General features: G+C 35.7%; 17 protein-coding genes. 7 read left to right on the top strand and 10 right to left on the bottom strand.

The genetic code is table 11. The features are described from left to right. Positions 1-2: 2 nt before the first annotated feature. Positions 3-992: a DUF3196 family protein gene (locus MHH88_RS15460; protein ID WP_339259170.1), complete on the bottom strand. Its 990-nt coding sequence runs from the start codon at positions 990-992 to the stop codon at positions 3-5. A 180-nt stretch (positions 993-1172) separates the two neighbouring features. Here MHH88_RS15460 and MHH88_RS15465 point away from each other — a divergent pair, with 180 nt between their 5' ends. The 6 genes from MHH88_RS15465 to qoxD all read left to right on the top strand — a co-directional run bounded on the left by MHH88_RS15465 (position 1173) and on the right by qoxD (position 7285). Further along, positions 1173-1640 carry a hypothetical protein gene (locus MHH88_RS15465; RefSeq protein WP_339259172.1) on the top strand — a complete coding sequence of 156 codons (468 nt, stop codon included), beginning with the start codon at positions 1173-1175 and terminating at the stop codon, positions 1638-1640. A 243-nt stretch (positions 1641-1883) separates the two neighbouring features. Next, positions 1884-2726, top strand: coding sequence for a DUF2785 domain-containing protein (locus MHH88_RS15470; RefSeq protein ID WP_339259174.1), 843 nt, complete (start codon positions 1884-1886; stop codon positions 2724-2726). 767 nt (positions 2727-3493) lie between these two features. Continuing rightward, a complete protein-coding gene (gene qoxA / locus MHH88_RS15475) occupies positions 3494-4432 on the top strand; it encodes a cytochrome aa3 quinol oxidase subunit II (protein ID WP_069508635.1) in 939 nt (312 codons plus the stop codon). 27 nt (positions 4433-4459) lie between these two features. Further along, positions 4460-6403 carry a cytochrome aa3 quinol oxidase subunit I gene (qoxB, locus tag MHH88_RS15480; protein ID WP_069508637.1) on the top strand — a complete coding sequence of 648 codons (1944 nt, stop codon included), beginning with the start codon at positions 4460-4462 and terminating at the stop codon, positions 6401-6403. 1 nt (position 6404) lies between these two features. After that, positions 6405-7004 carry a cytochrome aa3 quinol oxidase subunit III gene (gene qoxC / locus MHH88_RS15485; RefSeq protein WP_069508638.1) on the top strand — a complete coding sequence of 200 codons (600 nt, stop codon included), beginning with the start codon at positions 6405-6407 and terminating at the stop codon, positions 7002-7004. Beyond that, positions 7004-7285 carry a cytochrome aa3 quinol oxidase subunit IV gene (qoxD, locus tag MHH88_RS15490; RefSeq protein WP_069508640.1) on the top strand — a complete coding sequence of 94 codons (282 nt, stop codon included), beginning with the start codon at positions 7004-7006 and terminating at the stop codon, positions 7283-7285. The genes qoxC and qoxD overlap by 1 nt, the downstream gene beginning before the upstream one ends. 143 nt (positions 7286-7428) lie before the next feature. On the opposite strand, the gene MHH88_RS15495 is transcribed toward qoxD, so the two are convergent. Beyond that, positions 7429-7851 carry a universal stress protein gene (locus MHH88_RS15495; RefSeq protein WP_069508642.1) on the bottom strand — a complete coding sequence of 141 codons (423 nt, stop codon included), beginning with the start codon at positions 7849-7851 and terminating at the stop codon, positions 7429-7431. A gap of 202 nt (positions 7852-8053) precedes the next feature. On the opposite strand from MHH88_RS15495, the gene MHH88_RS15500 reads away from it, so the two are divergent. Then, positions 8054-8467: an NUDIX hydrolase gene (locus MHH88_RS15500; RefSeq protein ID WP_339259179.1), complete on the top strand. Its 414-nt coding sequence runs from the start codon at positions 8054-8056 to the stop codon at positions 8465-8467. Positions 8468-8592: 125 nt separating this feature from the next. Here the strand turns inward: MHH88_RS15500 and MHH88_RS15505 are convergent, their stop codons facing one another. From MHH88_RS15505 to MHH88_RS15540, 8 genes are all read right to left on the bottom strand, one after another. After that, on the bottom strand, positions 8593-9006 hold the full coding sequence (locus MHH88_RS15505) for a YugN family protein (protein WP_069508646.1): 414 nt from the start codon (positions 9004-9006) through the stop codon (positions 8593-8595). A 396-nt stretch (positions 9007-9402) separates the two neighbouring features. After that, complete coding sequence (locus MHH88_RS15510) at positions 9403-9606, bottom strand: cold-shock protein (RefSeq protein WP_024363221.1); 204 nt, start codon at positions 9604-9606, stop codon at positions 9403-9405. A gap of 571 nt (positions 9607-10177) precedes the next feature. After that, positions 10178-10555 (bottom strand): SET domain-containing protein, encoded by a 378-nt coding sequence (locus MHH88_RS15515; RefSeq protein WP_339259182.1) that lies wholly within the window; start codon positions 10553-10555, stop codon positions 10178-10180. A 465-nt stretch (positions 10556-11020) separates the two neighbouring features. Continuing rightward, positions 11021-12226 (bottom strand): hypothetical protein, encoded by a 1206-nt coding sequence (locus MHH88_RS15520; RefSeq protein ID WP_339259184.1) that lies wholly within the window; start codon positions 12224-12226, stop codon positions 11021-11023. Positions 12227-12381: 155 nt separating this feature from the next. Further along, positions 12382-14772, bottom strand: coding sequence for an EAL domain-containing protein (locus MHH88_RS15525; RefSeq protein WP_069508652.1), 2391 nt, complete (start codon positions 14770-14772; stop codon positions 12382-12384). A 12-nt stretch (positions 14773-14784) separates the two neighbouring features. Further along, positions 14785-15963, bottom strand: a complete 1179-nt coding sequence (locus tag MHH88_RS15530) for a beta-ketoacyl synthase N-terminal-like domain-containing protein (RefSeq protein ID WP_339259187.1) — start codon at positions 15961-15963, stop codon at positions 14785-14787. A 208-nt stretch (positions 15964-16171) separates the two neighbouring features. Continuing rightward, the gene (locus MHH88_RS15535) at positions 16172-16372 is read right to left on the bottom strand and encodes a hypothetical protein (RefSeq protein ID WP_080653336.1); all 201 of its coding nucleotides are present in this window, start codon (positions 16370-16372) and stop codon (positions 16172-16174) included. 195 nt (positions 16373-16567) lie between these two features. Beyond that, positions 16568-16906, bottom strand: a complete 339-nt coding sequence (locus tag MHH88_RS15540) for a hypothetical protein (RefSeq protein ID WP_069508656.1) — start codon at positions 16904-16906, stop codon at positions 16568-16570. Between the last annotated feature and the right edge of the window lies 1 nt (position 16907).

Here is a 16907-nt window from a genome sequence, read left to right on the forward strand (position 1 = left end):
TTTCATACTTCATGGAGTTCTGTTAGTTTTTCTAACATTTGTAAAAAGTCAATGATTTCATAGTCCATTTCCTGAACCTTACCAAGCATCGATTGTACAAAATCTATATAGCTATATGCAATATCATCGGCTTCAAAAGGAAACCATTCAAATGGATAAGTAACAATAGCATGCTTAGCCATTAAATATTGTACCATTTCCAACGTTGATGGGTCTTGCTCTAATTTAGATTCTATCATTTTTTTTATGTCATTATATTGTTTTAATTGATTCGGCAATGCCAGATGTATTGGATTAACCGTTTTAGTTTGTTTAAATTTAGAAACGATAATATCAATCGACACTTCTTGCTCAACAAGTAAAATTAATGCAAGACTTTGCACAAATGGGTGGATATCAGCACATTCGATAATAGCCTTTAATGCATTTTTTAATTGCCGAACATTGGTATCCATTAAACGATGCAGTCGCAACGATTGCTCATTTGGTGTTAAAGCAATGAACTTCTCCAAATCATATTCTTGTTCTTCAATAAGTTCTTGTACGGCTTCTCTTTGCTGAAGCTTTTTAGCCACTTCACTATTTATACTTTTTAAACGTTCGAATTTTTCTAGTTGAGCTTCTGGAAGTACATTTTCTTCTATCAAAGTAGTTATTATCGACTCCACTTGATGGTATTCCTTCAACTGCATACATATTGTAATGTATAGTTCCATTACTTCCACATACATTGAGGTGCCCAGAGCTAGCAGTTGTTCACACACTTCCTTTGCCTCCACATAGCGCTTCAGCTCATATAAAGCATATGCATAGGTGCATAAGGCTTTTTCATCACCACTTTCATATAAAAACGCCTTTTCAAAGCATACCACTGCATCTTCATATTGGTATTTTTCCGCCAACATATGGCCCTCTCGAATTAATGTTTGGATGGCACCAGGAAAAACAACAATATTGTCATGTTTAATAACATGACGCTTATGCTTTGTCATTTTCTCACCTCTTTAGATTCACTAATTGTTTATTTTTAACAAAAACTATTGAATTTCTATTCATATTTTGTAATAAATTGAATTATAATTAATAATACCCATATTTTTTCCTTCATAACAGACATCATTATATTCATTGTCAGCAAGACCAATACAAGTTGTTCATAAGGAGTGTAATACATGCCATTAATGGATACAATCATGGAATTTGATAGTCGCATCTCCCCCGTTTTTGAGGAATTATCTATTAAAGTTATATCGATTACGACAGCACACGGTCCGCTACAAGATTATTCAATTGACTTTGAATTTTTTACACAGACAAAATTAAATACATTTACAAAAGAAGCAACGACACATATTACAAGTATGCATGGCAATATTCCCGGTTCCATCTCGATTGGCCATCAACATCAAGCGTCACTTTTTATTATTCCCCAAAGCGTTCATATTGAATGCAACTATAAACTTTTGCAAATTGACATAAATGATATGAAACGTATTTTACAGCATCCTCATCCCACTCTCTATTATAGTGAGTGGCTTTTAGATGCCATCAAAAATGCTAGTATCCTTATGGAATTAAAAACAAATCAAAATACATTGATTGAATGGCCACTCGGCATCAAATCTGCCGTTATTTTATAGGAAGCAAAATAAAACACGTTTATGTAAAACTACATTTAACCGCAGCCTTGGACATACTAAAAGTATGTCTTTTTGTCGTGAATCAGGCTATGAATTGACTAGCCTTTGCGCTATTATCATATCAGCTTTCTATAGTTTCCGGTATTCCTATTGTGAAAGTAAGCATTAAATAATTCACTACAGACAAATTTCTTGAGTAAAAATGTATAATGAATGAGAGATTTATTTTTGGAGGCATTCAGCATGGAGATTAAAGAAACATTACAAACATTTTCATCTATGACACTTTCCGAACGGCAAGCTTTTTTTAATAAAGAGGGCGAATGGTTGCTAAAGGAAATGGTAGCGCATATCGGTTCAACAGACGCCGAACTACGCGATCACCTGATATATAGACTATTTATCGACTTATTGAGCGATAATTTCCTAAGTGGTCAGCAATTACAAGGTTTATTTGACACAGCAACCAGCGAAGATTTCCTATACGCTAACATTGGCGAACAAATGACGGATAGTGTTTTCACTCGCTCTTTTTCAGCTTTACTTGTAGCAGGCATTTTGGCAAAAGATAGTGAACTCCTTATTTTAAATGACACAAGCTTACAATCTTTCTTTAAAAAAATAGGGCGCTATTTGTTACTTGAAAATGATACAAGAGGATTTGTAGAAGGTAAAGGCTGGGCACATAGTGTTGCACACGGGGCAGATTTAGCGGCAATGACAATTAAACATCCGAAGTTTGATTTGCAACATGCTCCTTCTATCTTACATGCACTTAAACTAGTAACTTGGAAAGATGTTGTTTTTATCAACGACGAGGAAGAGCGCCTTGTAAATATTATTGAAGCATTATTAGCAAGGAATTATTCCGAGGAAGCACTATCTGAATGGGTAGAGCAAGTTTTTGATAAATTCGAAATACATTTAGTAACACAAGGTTACAATCAAAGCTTTTTTAGTGGGCGTACTTGCACATTGAACGCAATGAAGACTTTGTATTTCTCTTTAAAAATGAATAACCTAGCACCAAAACTTCAAAACACACTGTATTTGCAAATCGCAAAGTGGTTGAAGCTCGGTTCTTAAATACAAACTAGAACATCCAACGCATTTGGATGTTCTTTTTGCGAAAACCAATATCAATATACTAATATTTGTTAATTTTTCAAATCGTTTAATTATGTTAACATAATTTCAACAATGTACCAATATCCCCCTTTATAATCATCCCTTACATAGAAAATTTATCCTTTCAAGCACTTAAAACCGACTTTTCTCATACTCCTTTTTTAGATAAAACGCAACAAAAAAGTACCGAAAACATAGTTGCATCATGGACTTTATTACAAAACATCGTCTAAAATGTGAAATGATAATTTTCACAAAAAAATTATTTACTTAGTTAAATACGACAAACGCAGTATTTTCAACGTTTATACAGTGTTAATTTAACAAAACCTTAAAATACCAATAGTAAAATAGCTTTTTTTGTTCAAAAAATGTTCATAATCACCCCCTATTCATTATCAGTTCTATAATTAAATATTTTTTTTTCTAGTGAAGCGGGCGTATAATCCTATATGCAAACAAAGACATGATGCGACCATCTACATTGAAAAATTGTCCAATTTATGGTGCATACATCATCATGTTTGTGAACGCTTGCAAAAGACCAATCATTTACTAGACTTTATGCTTCATATTGAACCATGCCATTGTCATTGTTAATGCAAACGTATTTGATTGGTACATCAGATAAAAGAGGTGACCTCAATACCCACTATTTATAAATGTGAATCAATACTACTACACATGAAATTTATGAATAGCCGTTTTATAGAAAGGAGTCAAACATGAATAAAAAATTTAGCTTAATGTTACTAGCATTTGGCGCTATCGCAATCCTGTCTGGTTGTGAACCATTAACTGTTTTCAATCCAAAAGGACCAAATGCTCAAACATTATCAAACACAATTATTTTATCCATTATTACAATGGCAGTTATTTTACTAGTCGTGTATGTGCTTTTTGCATTTATGCTAACAAAATACCGTGCATCAAAAGCTTCTGCCGATTATGAGCCACCTCATGAAGAAGGTAGTCATGTACTTGAAATTACATGGACAGTTATTCCTATTATTATCGTAGCATTCCTAGCAATTGTTACTGTAAAAACTACTAGTACGGTAGAAACAACACCAGAAGGTTATGACAATAAAGAACCACTTGTTATTTATGCAGCATCTTCAAACTGGAAATGGCACTTCAGCTATCCTGAACAAGGTATTGAAACTGTGAACTATGTAAACATTCCAACAGATCGTCCTATTGAATTCAAACTGTATTCATTCGGTCCAATTACAAGTTTCTGGATTCCACAGTTAGCTGGTCAAAAATATGCGATGAGTGACATGTTAACAACTATTCACCTTGCAGCTGATGAAGTTGGCTCATTCATGGGGCGTAACTCAAACTTTAATGGTCGCGGATTCGCGGAAATGGAATTTGAAGCACAATCTATGACACAAGCAGACTTCGATCAATGGGTTAAAGACGTAAAAGCGAACGAAAAACCATTAACTGAAGAAAAATTCAAAGAATTATTAGCAGCTGAACATGTAGGTCGTTCAAGCTACTCTTCTACTCACTTAGATTTCAGCCCTGCACCAATGGCACATGGTGACATGGATATGGAAGGTATGGACCATGGGAACATGGACATGTCTGACGAAGATATGAACCATGAAGATATGGATCATTCCAAAACAGATGCCGAAACACATTCACACTAATTTTCAAATTTGAAAGGAGCGCATCCTATGAGTATGGAAGAATTATTCCATCCACTGCAAGAACCGATGATTTTAGCAGCAGCTATTAGTATCGTAGTTGGAGCAGTAGTTGTCGTAGCAGGCCTTACGTATTTTAAAAAATGGGGCTACTTCTATAAAAACTGGCTATCAACAGTCGATCATAAAAAAATCGGTATTATGTATATCGCCGTTGCACTTTTAATGCTTTTCCGCGGTGGTATCGACGCACTTTTAATGCGTGCACAAACAGCAGTTCCTGATAACGGACTACTTGATGCACAACACTATAATGAGATTTTCACTACGCACGGTTTAATCATGATTTTATTCATGGCGATGCCATTTGTTATCGGTTTAATGAACATCGTTATTCCATTACAAATCGGTGCTCGTGACGTTGCGTTCCCACGTCTAAACGCTGTCAGCTTCTGGGCATTCGCAGCAGGTTGTGGTTTACTGAACCTATCATTCATTATTGGTGGTTCACCAGATTCAGGTTGGACAGCCTACTTCCCATTAGCAGGTACAGAATTTAGTCCAACTGTTGGGAACAACTATTATTCTTTAGCACTACAATTATCAGGGATCGGTACGTTATTAACTGGTGTTAACTTCATCACGACAATCTTTAAAATGCGTGCTCCTGGTATGACTTTAATGAAAATGCCAATGTTTACTTGGTCAATTTTAATCACAAACGTTATTATCGTATTTGCTTTCCCAGTATTAACTGTAGCACTTGCATTAATGATGTTAGACCGTCAATTCGGTACAAAATTCTTTGCGATGACAGACGGCGGTATGGACATGCTTTGGGCCAACCTATTCTGGGTTTGGGGACATCCTGAAGTTTACATCGTTATTCTTCCTGCCTTCGGTATCTTCTCTGAAGTCATTGCAACATTTGCTCGTAAAAACTTATACGGTTACAAATCAATGGTAATGAGTATGGTTGTTATTTCATTACTATCATTCTTAGTATGGGCCCACCACTTCTATACAATGGGTCACGGCGTTATGGTAAACAGTGTATTCTCTATTACAACAATGGCGATTGCTGTTCCAACAGGGGTTAAGATGTTCAACTGGTTGCTCACTATGAGGCACGGTAAGATTCAATTTACTACCCCAATGCTTTATGCACTTGGCTTTATCCCGATTTTCACAATCGGTGGGGTTACAGGTGTAATGCTCGCAATGGCAAGTGCCGACTATCAATATCATAATACGATGTTCTTAGTTGCCCACTTCCACTATGTATTAATTCCAGGTACAGTATTTGGTGTACTTGCAGGTTACCACTTCTGGTGGCCAAAAATGTTCGGTTTCCGTTTAAATGAGAAATTAGGGAAAGCTGGTTTCTGGTTTATCGCTATCAGCTTCAACGTAGCGTTCTTCCCTCTATTTATTTTAGGTTTAGATGGTTACGCTCGTCGTATGTACACATACTCTGAATCTACTGGTTATGGTCCACTTAACTTGCTATCGTTCATCGGTGCACTTGGACTCGCAGTCGGCTTTGCGTTAATTTGCTATAACATTTACTACAGCTGGAAACATATGCCTCGTAACGAGAAAGCAGATGTGTGGGATGGTCGTTCATTAGAATGGGCTACTCATTCTCCAGTTCCTGAATACAACTTTGCAGTAGTACCAACAATTACACGTTTAGATGAGTTCTGGTTTGCGAAAAAAGAAGGTCGCGATATTACTGCAGGTAAAATCGAGAAAATCCACATGCCTAACAACACAGGTACACCTTTCTGGACAAGTGGTTTCTTATTCCTAGCAGCATTCTTTGCAGTATTTAATCTATGGATTCCAGCCATCATCAGCATGCTTGTTGTATTTGGCTTCATGGCTCATCGTTCATTTGAAGATGATCATGGTCGTTACATTTCAGTTGAAGAAATTATGGAAACTGAAAAAAGTTTGAGAGGTGATAAATAATATGAAAATCGATTCTTCACTTCCATTAGAATATAGTACAGAAGAAAACCGCTTAAAGATTTTTGGATTCTGGGTTTTCCTTGGCGCCGAAATCATGTTATTCGCTACACTCTTTGCTGTTTACTTTGTGCTTCACAATCGCACAGGCAGTGGCCCGAATGGTGCTGAGATTTTCGAGTTAACACCAGTATTACTAGAAACATTCCTACTTCTAGCAAGTAGTTTTACAATCGGTCTTGGCGTTCATGCTATGCGTCTTGGCAACAAAAAAGCAATGATGACATTCTTCATCATTACCCTTATCTTAGGTCTTGGCTTCTTAGCTATTGAGATTGACGAGTTCGTCACTTATGTTCATGAAGGTGCAACAATTACAACAAGTGCATTTTTATCTTCATTAATGACTTTACTTGGTACGCACGGTGCCCACGTAACATTCGGTTTCTTCTGGGGCGTTGCAATTTTAATCCAAGTAGCAAAACGTGGCTTAAACCCACAAACGGCTAACAAAGCGTTTATCTTCTCACTGTACTGGCACTTCCTAGACGTAGTTTGGATTTTCATCTTCAGCTTCGTCTACTTGAAAGGACTGATTAGCTGATGAAGGAACTATTCCCAAAACAACATGTGATGGGCTTCGGCTTCTCACTATTATTAACAATTATCGCTTTAGCAGTTGTGAAATTTGATATGTCTTACAATATGGCATTTGCGATCCTGTTAGTGACTGCACTTGCGCAAGCAACTGTTCAATTAGTATTATTCATGCACATCGGGGAATCTGAAGATAAGAAAACGTTATATACAACAATTTTATATTCAGTATTCGTAGCTGTTGTAACAATCCTTGGTACATTATTCGCAATGATCTGGGGTTACTAATAAAAAGAGCCGAGAAAATGTCCTCATTTTCTCGGCTTTTAAAATACAACAAAAAAGCCAGTCTCGAAAATATCGAAACTAGCTTTAGATTGTAAAAAAATAGTGAACTTGCTCTAGGCTGTTATTCGTTCATAAAATTCGTATTAGCGAACGATTAGCACATCACATGTAGCTAAACGGACAATACGCTCCGCTACTGAACCGATTACCATTTTTTCTAACTGATTTAAGCCCGTTGCACCACATACAATTAAGTCTACAGCAGGCAGTTGCGTAAGAATGCTTTTTGGTGAACCTGTTTCTACAACAGCCAATACCTCTGTTACGCCAGCTGTTTGAGCCTCTAATCTTAACTTTTCGATTTTAGTAAGATGGTCCTCTTTCAATTTCTCTGCATACTTTAAGTCATATGCAGTAATAGCACCAAACGATTTCGTATCGATCACATTCACTAATTGTAATGTTGCGCCATATTCTTTTGCCAATTTTACCGCGCGCTCACACGCTTTCAACGACTGTTCAGAAAAATCTATTGCGACAGCGATTTTTTTATAATTCGTAGCCATCATTAATCCCCCTCATCTTTTCTTACGCATTCAAAGTTTTCTCAATCATTATATCATAAAAGGAATGGATTCCCCCGTCTACTACCATATTTTCAATTCAACTAATACTAGAGAGTACCTATTCACAATATTCCCTTTCCAAATAAGTTCCAATACGCTATTATGTATGTATTTAACAAAAAAGAAAGCTAAGGAGAGGCTAATGGAAGAAGTGAAAGTCGTCTATGCATTAATCAAAAATACCAATCATCATCTATTAATGGTTCATAATCACGAAGGACATTGGTCACTTCCTGGTGGAAAAGTAGAACTAGATGAAACGCTGATAGAAGCTACAATCCGTGAAGTCCATGAAGAAACAGGCTATCTTGTGGAAGTAGGTAAATTACTCGCAGTAAATGAATCAAAATTAACAAGCAGGAATCATCACGCTTTATTTTTCACTTTTGAAGCGCACATCATAGGTGGGGTAGAAGAAATAGCATCGCCCGATGAAATAAACAACATTGAATGGGTTCCTATCGATATAGCTAATGGTAGAATGCCTTATTATAGTGAAGGAATTGACAAACTTTATGAAAGTCATGCGCTCTACTATGACCAAGGTACAATATAACAAGCTGGCATAACGATACATGACCACTATAATTTAAGAAACTATTTTAAGAAGATTTGTCACTAAGTTTATAGGCATAATAAAAGCCACTACTTTTTAAAAGTGTGACTAGCGTAAAACGATTACTAGTGAAAATAAGGGAGAACTTTATCAGCCACTACCTTTTCACCAATCTCTATCCATTTACTTTTATCATGTATATAGCCATCTTTATCAAGCGGTGTTTGGAATTGGCTCGCTCCCGTTGCATCTAGCAAAGAGCCCTCATCATAATCCAATCCGACGTTTGTTACATGTTTGATAACAAATGGGTTCTGAAAGCGAATTTGTGCATCATAAAAATCTAGTTCACCTTGCGTTACAATAAAAGGCACTCGCAAATAGATGGTTTCTCCACCCTCACTCGATAAAATCGTATCAAAACTTCCTTTGTGATACTCCCAATTTCCTCCAATTGTAAACCCATGTCTTTCTATATGATCACGTAAGTAACCAAAGCTTATTTCTTTTCCGACAATATTAGATTCAATTTGTAACAATTCGATACCCTCCTTTGCTGTTGATTGCAGTCTATCCTAAAGACACGAAATACAAACAAGTTTATTCATAGTGTTTTTTATTTATTTATTCTAAACTCGATTTATTTAAGCAAAGTTAAGTTCTCTGTTTGCATAAAACCATTTACAGAAGTACAGATACGTTTTAAGCGCTTCTCTACGCTCCCTATTACCTTTTCTCTTCATATAAAGGGAAAGAATCATTCAATGTTTAAAAGAGCGTACACATGCTGTTAGAAAGCTTCAATGAATAGGCTTATTGTCAGTTATCTAAATAGCATGGAAATTAAAAAAGACTGTAGACAAATCTCAAATTGCTTTGAGTTTGCCTACAGTCTAAAGCATCAATGAAGATGCCTATCGTCAGTTTAATAAAAATTAAAGTTTAACGATGTTTGTAGCTTGAGGTCCACGTTGGCCTTCTTCTACAGAAAATTCCACTTTTTGACCTTCGTCAAGTGATTTGAAACCGTCACCTTGGATAGCTGAGAAGTGAGCGAATACATCGTTTCCGCCTTCAACTTCGATGAAACCAAAACCTTTTTCTGCGTTAAACCATTTTACTGTACCTTGTTGTGTCATTTAAATGACCTCCATTAATTGTATTTAATAATATCCGATTTCCTCAAAAGAAAAAAATTCACATATTACAAAAAGTACCGAACAAATAACACGATTACTCTTTGTAACATGTGAATTCATTGTTTCTTCGCAAACGATCTTATTAATTTTATTATATACTACAAAATTTCCTTTGTCTAGTGCTAGTATAAACAACTTTCAATTTCTTTATTCATATTCTTTTAAATCTTTTCAAAAGAGGCTGAGACATAACTACAAAAATTTAAGGAACAGAGGAAAGATGTTCGTAAATTTTTCTATATGGAGAACTTAGCTATTCTTGCTTTTGCAATAAATAAAACATTAGAAGTGTTCACTAGTTGTTGGTAGCGGAGGTTGTGACTCCTGCTCAGAACAGCAGCACACAATGTAAGACGCTGGCATTCCGCGCGTTAGCGAGGGTTGCGGCTTACGGTGCTGAGCGGAAAGCACCGCTGTAGCGAACAACAATGGCGCAGCAAAAAAAGTGTTAGATTGACTGCAATCAATCTAACACCTTTTCTCTTTTGTCCTAGCTTCTGTTCACTCTTTATTATTTCTCATTAAACCATAATTGGTCTTGATTATCTACATCACCATTATAATTAATACATATTTCTTCCCCAGCCTTAATGTCTTTGAAAGCAAAGAAATCAAATGTCTGGTTTCTAAAATTAATCTCATAGGTTGCATTTGGTTCATAAGAATGGTTAAACAACATCCCATAACCAAGAAGAATTGCAGATTGACCTATACCATATTCAAAAGCATAATCACCAAGCAATGTTTGCTCGATATATTGATGCTGTTCATTTGGATAAGAAATGACTGGTGCTTCATGCAACAGCTCTCCTTTTTGGATATCGCACTTAGCAAATACCCCTCTATTGAATTCTCCATCACTTAATGGAGATGTTTTAATTTCTATCATATTCGTTCTCCTACTCACTATTAAAATATACTTACAACTGTACCATTAATTTAGTCCATGAGCTCATTTTTTTAATCATTTGGGCAATTTTTTTCAATTTAAATCCATTTACAGTCTTTTAAAAGACAAAAAATTAGGTAATCTAATGCTTCTGGTAGCTATTTTCATTGCAAAAAAATCGTGCAGCACATCACCATTCAAATGCGCTACACGAAATATAGTTTGTCAAATCAATTTTTTAGCATTGTTTTTTAATAGATGATTAAGTATAACCACTATGATTATTAAGCCAATAAAAGTACCTGTATCATCTGACTCAATGGCAAAAAATGTAAGAAGAACAAATAAATTGAGTATAAAGATGAATGTCGCCATTATCAATAAAAATCGATATATCATTTTATTAATCGCTCCTTACTGTCCCAAAGCATAGTTATCAGCGCTTTAACAAGGTCTACCTTAGACTTATTGAACCCAATAATCGTAATGACCCTTCACTAACCCTTTAGCAATAATATAATCGCCTGCGATTACTACATTGTTAAATGTTTCATAACTCCCTGTTATATTTAAAGATAAGTGCTCATATATTTTGGTCACTTTTTGCTCGTTTCCATTGATATAAATTGTATCATTTACTTTTAGCGGGAACTGAATCGTTATTTTATGATCGTGTAATTCACTTGCTAAATGATAAGTTAGCTTATTATTTACAAGTGCATAGCTAAGAACTCCTACTAGTTGTTTGCCTCCACTAATTTCTTCATCATTTACTAGTTGCATATAGCCTTGCCAGCGATTACTAGCAGTCGGTGAAAACTCGGCTAAATAGTAATCTGGGGCTGTTTGTGATAAGGAAATCTTTTTCGTTGCATCAAATAAAATGTTCGACGGTTCTGCTAAACTTAGTAGCTCCTTGTCCATGATTGGCGTTTTAGATAAAGCACTTGCAGGGAGGTATCCATATATTTTATTTGAAGACACGTAGGCACGACCATCTGCTGTTGTGAAATAGACTGCAACAGATGTGCCCGTCTTTAATGATTGACTTTGCCAGCCAGGACGAACGGATACATCAACATTTTCTTTTACATATTGAATAGTTCCTTCAGGTAGATTGGAAACATAGTCTTGCGGTATATATCCCCATACATAATCAATTGTCGAATCCGTTCTTGGATTGTATTCTACTTTTACATAATCTCCACTTAGCTCCACTACTTTAAAGACAGTTCCATATGGCGTATGCATAATAGTTTTTGCTGAATTATTCGGGGCTTCTTTAATAGAAACGCCTTTTGCTGAGCTTGCAAATATAGGTGTGCCAACCGTAAACTTTTCACCTGCTACTTGTTGTTGAATAGCTAACGGAACATCCTTGTAAATCACTAAATCGGTTGCTTGTACACGATAGCCGCCACTCATCTTGTATACTTTGCCAACAGTTGAATACTCGTGACCGTACACACGATAAAATTCTCCTTTCTTAACAACGAGTGAGGTGAACGTGCCATCAGCATTTTTTTTATATATTTTCACATCTTTTGAAAAGGTTAATTTACCTGTTTGCCCTTTTGTAATTTCCGCACCATCCCAAATAACCTTTGCTTCTGTATTTGATTGAAAGCTTAAGCATATTATTAGCGTAAAGAATACTATCCATTTTTTCATAAACACCATTCGCTCCTTTTAATCTATTTGTCTATCTCCACTATTTTGTTCAACCGTATAGTCGCCATACAATTATAGTAATTGTTACAGCAAAGGCTTCCTCAAAAGAGAAAGCCTAGCTAACAAATTTTAACCGTTAATGAATGGGGCGTACATCAGTTAATGGTAAGCCATTGCGCTTTAAATGCTGCGACAGGCAGTGGTCGGCTAAACAAATAACCTTGCGCATAGTCACAGCCAATTTCGGCTAAGAATTCGTATTCTTCCTCCCCTTCTACTCCTTCCGCTATTACTTTCAAATCGAGCTGCTTGGCTATCGCTATAATGGTTTTGACAAGCGCTTTGTTTTCATCATCTTGGTTCATCCCAATAACAAATGATTTATCAATTTTTAAGGAATCCAATGGATATTTATTTAAATAGCTAAGCGATGAATAGCCTGTGCCGAAATCATCCATTGATAGACTGATCCCTAGTTTTTTCAATGCATATAATTTTTCAATCATTGACTCAGCGTACATCGCAATACTCTCCGTAATCTCCAACACAACATAGGATGCATCGAATGATGTATCCTCTATTGCTTGCTTTACACTTTCTACAAATGTTGATTCAAGTAGCTGCTTCACCGATACATTAATACTTATTTTTAAAGGCTTATTTGTTTCATTGTGCCAGCGGGCAGTTTGTGCAATGGCTGTCGTCAATATCCATTTACCTATCGGAATAATCATCCCTGTTTCTTCCATAACCGAAATAAATTCATCTGGGGTAACTTGACCAAGCACCTCATTATTCCATCTAATGAGTGATTCCATAGCAATAATTTCATTCGTTTTCACATCAATAATAGGCTGGTAATAAAGCTCAAACTCCTCATTATCTAATGCCGTTCGTAATTGCTTTTCAATCATCATCTTTCGATAGAAGTGTTGTTGCATTTCTGAAGTAAATAATTGATAGTTATTTTTCCCTCGTTCTTTTACGTAGTACATGGCTGTATCTGCATGCTTAATCAATGTATTCGCATCATACCCATCATTAGGGAAAGTGCTAATACCAATACTCGGTGTAATGAAATACTCACTTCCATCAATCCAAAAAGCTGTATTAAATTGACATAACAAATCTTTAGCAAATCTCTCACTTTCACAAGCATCATAATAAGGCAGTAAAATGGTAAATTCATCTCCACCGAGTCGATAGATCGTTGCCTTGCTATGTTTTTCTTTTAGCAATATTTCAATACGCCTTGATACTTCAATCAATAAGAGATCACCCACATCGTGCCCAAGTGAATCATTAATATATTTAAAACGATCGAGATCAAAGAATAATATGGCATTTTGACTTCCTTCAAGTTTTGCTTGTTCTAAAAGCGCTATTAAATCTTCATTGAACATCCTTCTATTTGGTAACCCTGTTAATGCATCATGATTAGCTTGAAACTTGATTTCATCTTCATAGCGCTTGCGTTCCGTAATATCAGTGGAAACTGCCAGTAATGTAGCACTATCATTGATATGAATCGGAACTTTGACCGTTTGTACCCATACAACTTCCCCCGAAGCAGATGTAATAGCTTCTTCTTTTATAAAATACTTTTCTGGCAACTTAAACATATTGTCTGGATTGTTGCAATCTTCTCCATCAGTGAAGTCAGCTAGTAAATCTCCGTCCGTTTTCCCAATCATATCTTGAAAGCTCATGCCCATTAACTGTGCATAAGATTTGTTCATTAACGTATAACGACCACTTTCATCTTGCGCATAAATATAATTCGGATTTAAATCAATGACCCTGAATAAAAACTGCTTTTGCTCGTATAGCTTTTTATTCATATTTTTGACGATTTCAAGGTGCATTCTACTCGAAAGAATTAAGATAGAAATCGCAAAGACTAAAATAGCAATCGAGCTTGGGTACAATCTGGAAGTTGGAAACATATTTAAATAACCAATAGCAAAGCCGATGGACGTGAAAATAGTAAAATAAAATAAAAAAGAACGTTCACTTTTATGTTGTACATCTAAACTAATCAACAAACAAATAATAATTGTGACGATAAATAGAAATACATTAAAATTAAAAATCCATGATAACTCTCCATCAACAGGAAAGTAAAAAACACTTGTATCCATTTGAATAAGTTCTAATCCACGAATACTTTTAGAGCTCCATCCTATTATGTAAACAAATAAAGCAAACGCATAAGAGATGAACACAGTAGTCCGATTAACAATAGACCCCCACTTTTTTTGATACTCCGATGGGAGCATTTCTTGAACAATCGTATATCCAACATAAAAAATGGTTGGTGTTAACATAATTGACCCGAATCGAAAAAGCTTGAAAAAGAACATAATGGTCTCTTGGCTAAACATTTGAACAGCATATAAAAATGAAACATCTATGTGCCAAAAAGACGCCAAAAGAAGAAATAGAAAAATAATTTTGGATAGTTTATTTTTTTTGAATAACACTAAAATCGTAATTCCAACACAAATGGGAATACAAGATAACAAAAGTAAAAAAATAAAAAACATATAAAGAGCCTCCTAAGTATGTGTCAGTAATAAACAAGCATTATTCCCGCTACTACCATGAGTAGTAATACATACAGACTCTACCGCTTGATGCCTCGTTTCATAAACAATCGGTATATCTTCAAATCCATGCCCTAATGTTTTAATCGTTGGCGGGATAAACCCATATTCCATTGACAACAAAGCGGATATGATTTGCATTGCCCCCATTGCGCCAAACGCGTGACCGATCATTCCTTTAATAGAAGTAATGGGCACATTTGATCCAAATGTTTCTTTTAAAATAAATCGTTCAATTTGATCATTCAATGCTATGCCTAATGCCTGACTATTTATATAACTTGGTCGTGTATCCCCAACCGTTTCTTGAAAAACGTCTAACATATGTCTACCAGTACTATCAGAATTTAATAGTTTCTGCCCTTCATTTCTTGAAATAACCCGTTCAACCTTCCCGTAAATGCTCTGTCCTCGTGCATTTGCGGTTTGTTTACGTTCTAAAATCATAACGCCAGCTCCTTCGGATAAAACAAAGCCTTGATGCAGCGTTGAAAAGGGAACACCCGCTTTTTCGATTGAGCTCTCCGTTGAAAGAGACCTCAATTTTTTAAAGCCATTAATTGTCCATTGGCCTAAAGGAGCCTCTGTTCCTCCTACAATGCAAGCATCGACACTTCCAGACTGTAATAATTGTTTCCCTATTAAAATAGCATCTAAACTAGCACTGCAACCAGTTGTGACGGTAAATGCCGAACCACACGATCCGATAGCTTCTGCAACAGAGCTCGAAAGCGTGTGGGTATCAACAAGTGCAACTCCATGAATCGGGAATTTTCTCAAATCAAAACCATCCGCGGCATATTTTTCAATTTCCAAAATCGCTCCAGCGGATGTCCCCATAATGACAGCAATTCGATGTGGTTGAACATCTTTTAAATTTGCCATTTCGATTGCATCCAATGCCGCGGCAATTGCCATTCTTACAGAACGTGGATGTCGGCGATAATTTACGCCATTAATCTCCTGAAAGTTCTGATCAATTACGCCCGCAACAATATTGGCTTGAGGCTGATGCGCATTGTTTAAAATACGCTGTGTACAAATACCTTTTTCTAATACATTTAAAAAACTATGTTTATCTAGAATTCCAGGAGCTTTAATGCCATACCCTGTTATGACTATGTCGTCCAATACAATCACCTTCACGCGTTAACTTTATTTTATTATATACAACTAAATCAGACATAGCCATATTGGCAAGCCTTAAGTTCTAAATAGGTGATTGAAATGGATATTTTGTATCAAATTTAAGCAAAATCTCGTAATATTTTAAGCAAGGTTTTTCTTTTCATCTAATATTTTACAAGGAAGAATAACATTATTTATGGAAGTACTAGTATTAATTGACGATTTTGTGGTTATATTCAACCCACTTTTCCATTTCTCGCTCAACGGCTCGATTTTGCCATTCAAACCAAATGCCACTACATTCACTGCAATGACTTTCTACTCCGCTTTTATTGTGTCGATCTTTACATGTAAAGACCGTCTTTTTACGACAGCTATAGCAGTAAATTTCTTTATCTTGATTAAAAATCACAACAATCAACTCCGACTTTTTCTTAAAGTACTTTCCAATTACTATGCGAATTATTCGTTACGTTGATTTACAACTGACACTAGAATGTCCTCTATTTTGTTTTATCATGTCAACAGCAAAAGCCATTCTAACCGTCGGATAATGGTTAGAATGGCTTTTTAAATATAGGTATAAAAGCTGCATAACTTTTCTATATTACTTTGCACTAGGTGGAATAATCTCTGCAATTAGTAGGAGAAAAAACACCAGTCCAATTAAGCAAAATAATACCGAAGCCAAAAATATCGGACCTTTCTTGGTAGTAAATCGCTCGCTTTTGTGAATGATTCCTGTTTGCGCAGTAACTTGAACTTCATTGTATCTAGCCATTGGTCCACCACTACTCAAAAAGTAAAAAATTCCGCCAGCAATGGCAAAGCCAACAAAAAACATAATTTCGATAAATCGAATAGAGAAAAACGATGCAATCAAATAAGTAATGATTCCTTCTACAATCAAAGTGACTAGCATAATAAGTACATCTTTCTTTCGCATA

Origin of the sequence: Lysinibacillus sp. FSL K6-3209 (assembly GCF_037976175.1) — a bacterium.
Lineage (GTDB): Bacteria > Bacillota > Bacilli > Bacillales_A > Planococcaceae > Lysinibacillus > Lysinibacillus sphaericus_D.

Excerpts from the sequence above, each read along its gene's own strand:
- MHH88_RS15500 (WP_339259179.1), top strand. The coding sequence starts at position 8,054 with ATGGAAGAAGTGAAAGTCGTCTATGCATTAATCAAAAATACCAATCAT.
- MHH88_RS15495 (WP_069508642.1), bottom strand. The coding sequence starts at position 7,851 with ATGGCTACGAATTATAAAAAAATCGCTGTCGCAATAGATTTTTCTGAA.
- MHH88_RS15520 (WP_339259184.1), bottom strand. The coding sequence starts at position 12,226 with ATGAAAAAATGGATAGTATTCTTTACGCTAATAATATGCTTAAGCTTT.
- qoxC (WP_069508638.1), top strand. The coding sequence starts at position 6,405 with ATGAAAATCGATTCTTCACTTCCATTAGAATATAGTACAGAAGAAAAC.
- MHH88_RS15525 (WP_069508652.1), bottom strand. The coding sequence starts at position 14,772 with ATGTTTTTTATTTTTTTACTTTTGTTATCTTGTATTCCCATTTGTGTT.
- MHH88_RS15470 (WP_339259174.1), top strand. The coding sequence starts at position 1,884 with ATGGAGATTAAAGAAACATTACAAACATTTTCATCTATGACACTTTCC.
- qoxD (WP_069508640.1), top strand. The coding sequence starts at position 7,004 with ATGAAGGAACTATTCCCAAAACAACATGTGATGGGCTTCGGCTTCTCA.
- MHH88_RS15510 (WP_024363221.1), bottom strand. The coding sequence starts at position 9,606 with ATGACACAACAAGGTACAGTAAAATGGTTTAACGCAGAAAAAGGTTTT.
- qoxB (WP_069508637.1), top strand. The coding sequence starts at position 4,460 with ATGAGTATGGAAGAATTATTCCATCCACTGCAAGAACCGATGATTTTA.
- MHH88_RS15515 (WP_339259182.1), bottom strand. The coding sequence starts at position 10,555 with ATGATAGAAATTAAAACATCTCCATTAAGTGATGGAGAATTCAATAGA.
- MHH88_RS15465 (WP_339259172.1), top strand. The coding sequence starts at position 1,173 with ATGCCATTAATGGATACAATCATGGAATTTGATAGTCGCATCTCCCCC.
- qoxA (WP_069508635.1), top strand. The coding sequence starts at position 3,494 with ATGAATAAAAAATTTAGCTTAATGTTACTAGCATTTGGCGCTATCGCA.
- MHH88_RS15460 (WP_339259170.1), bottom strand. The coding sequence starts at position 992 with ATGACAAAGCATAAGCGTCATGTTATTAAACATGACAATATTGTTGTT.
- MHH88_RS15540 (WP_069508656.1), bottom strand. The coding sequence starts at position 16,906 with ATGCGAAAGAAAGATGTACTTATTATGCTAGTCACTTTGATTGTAGAA.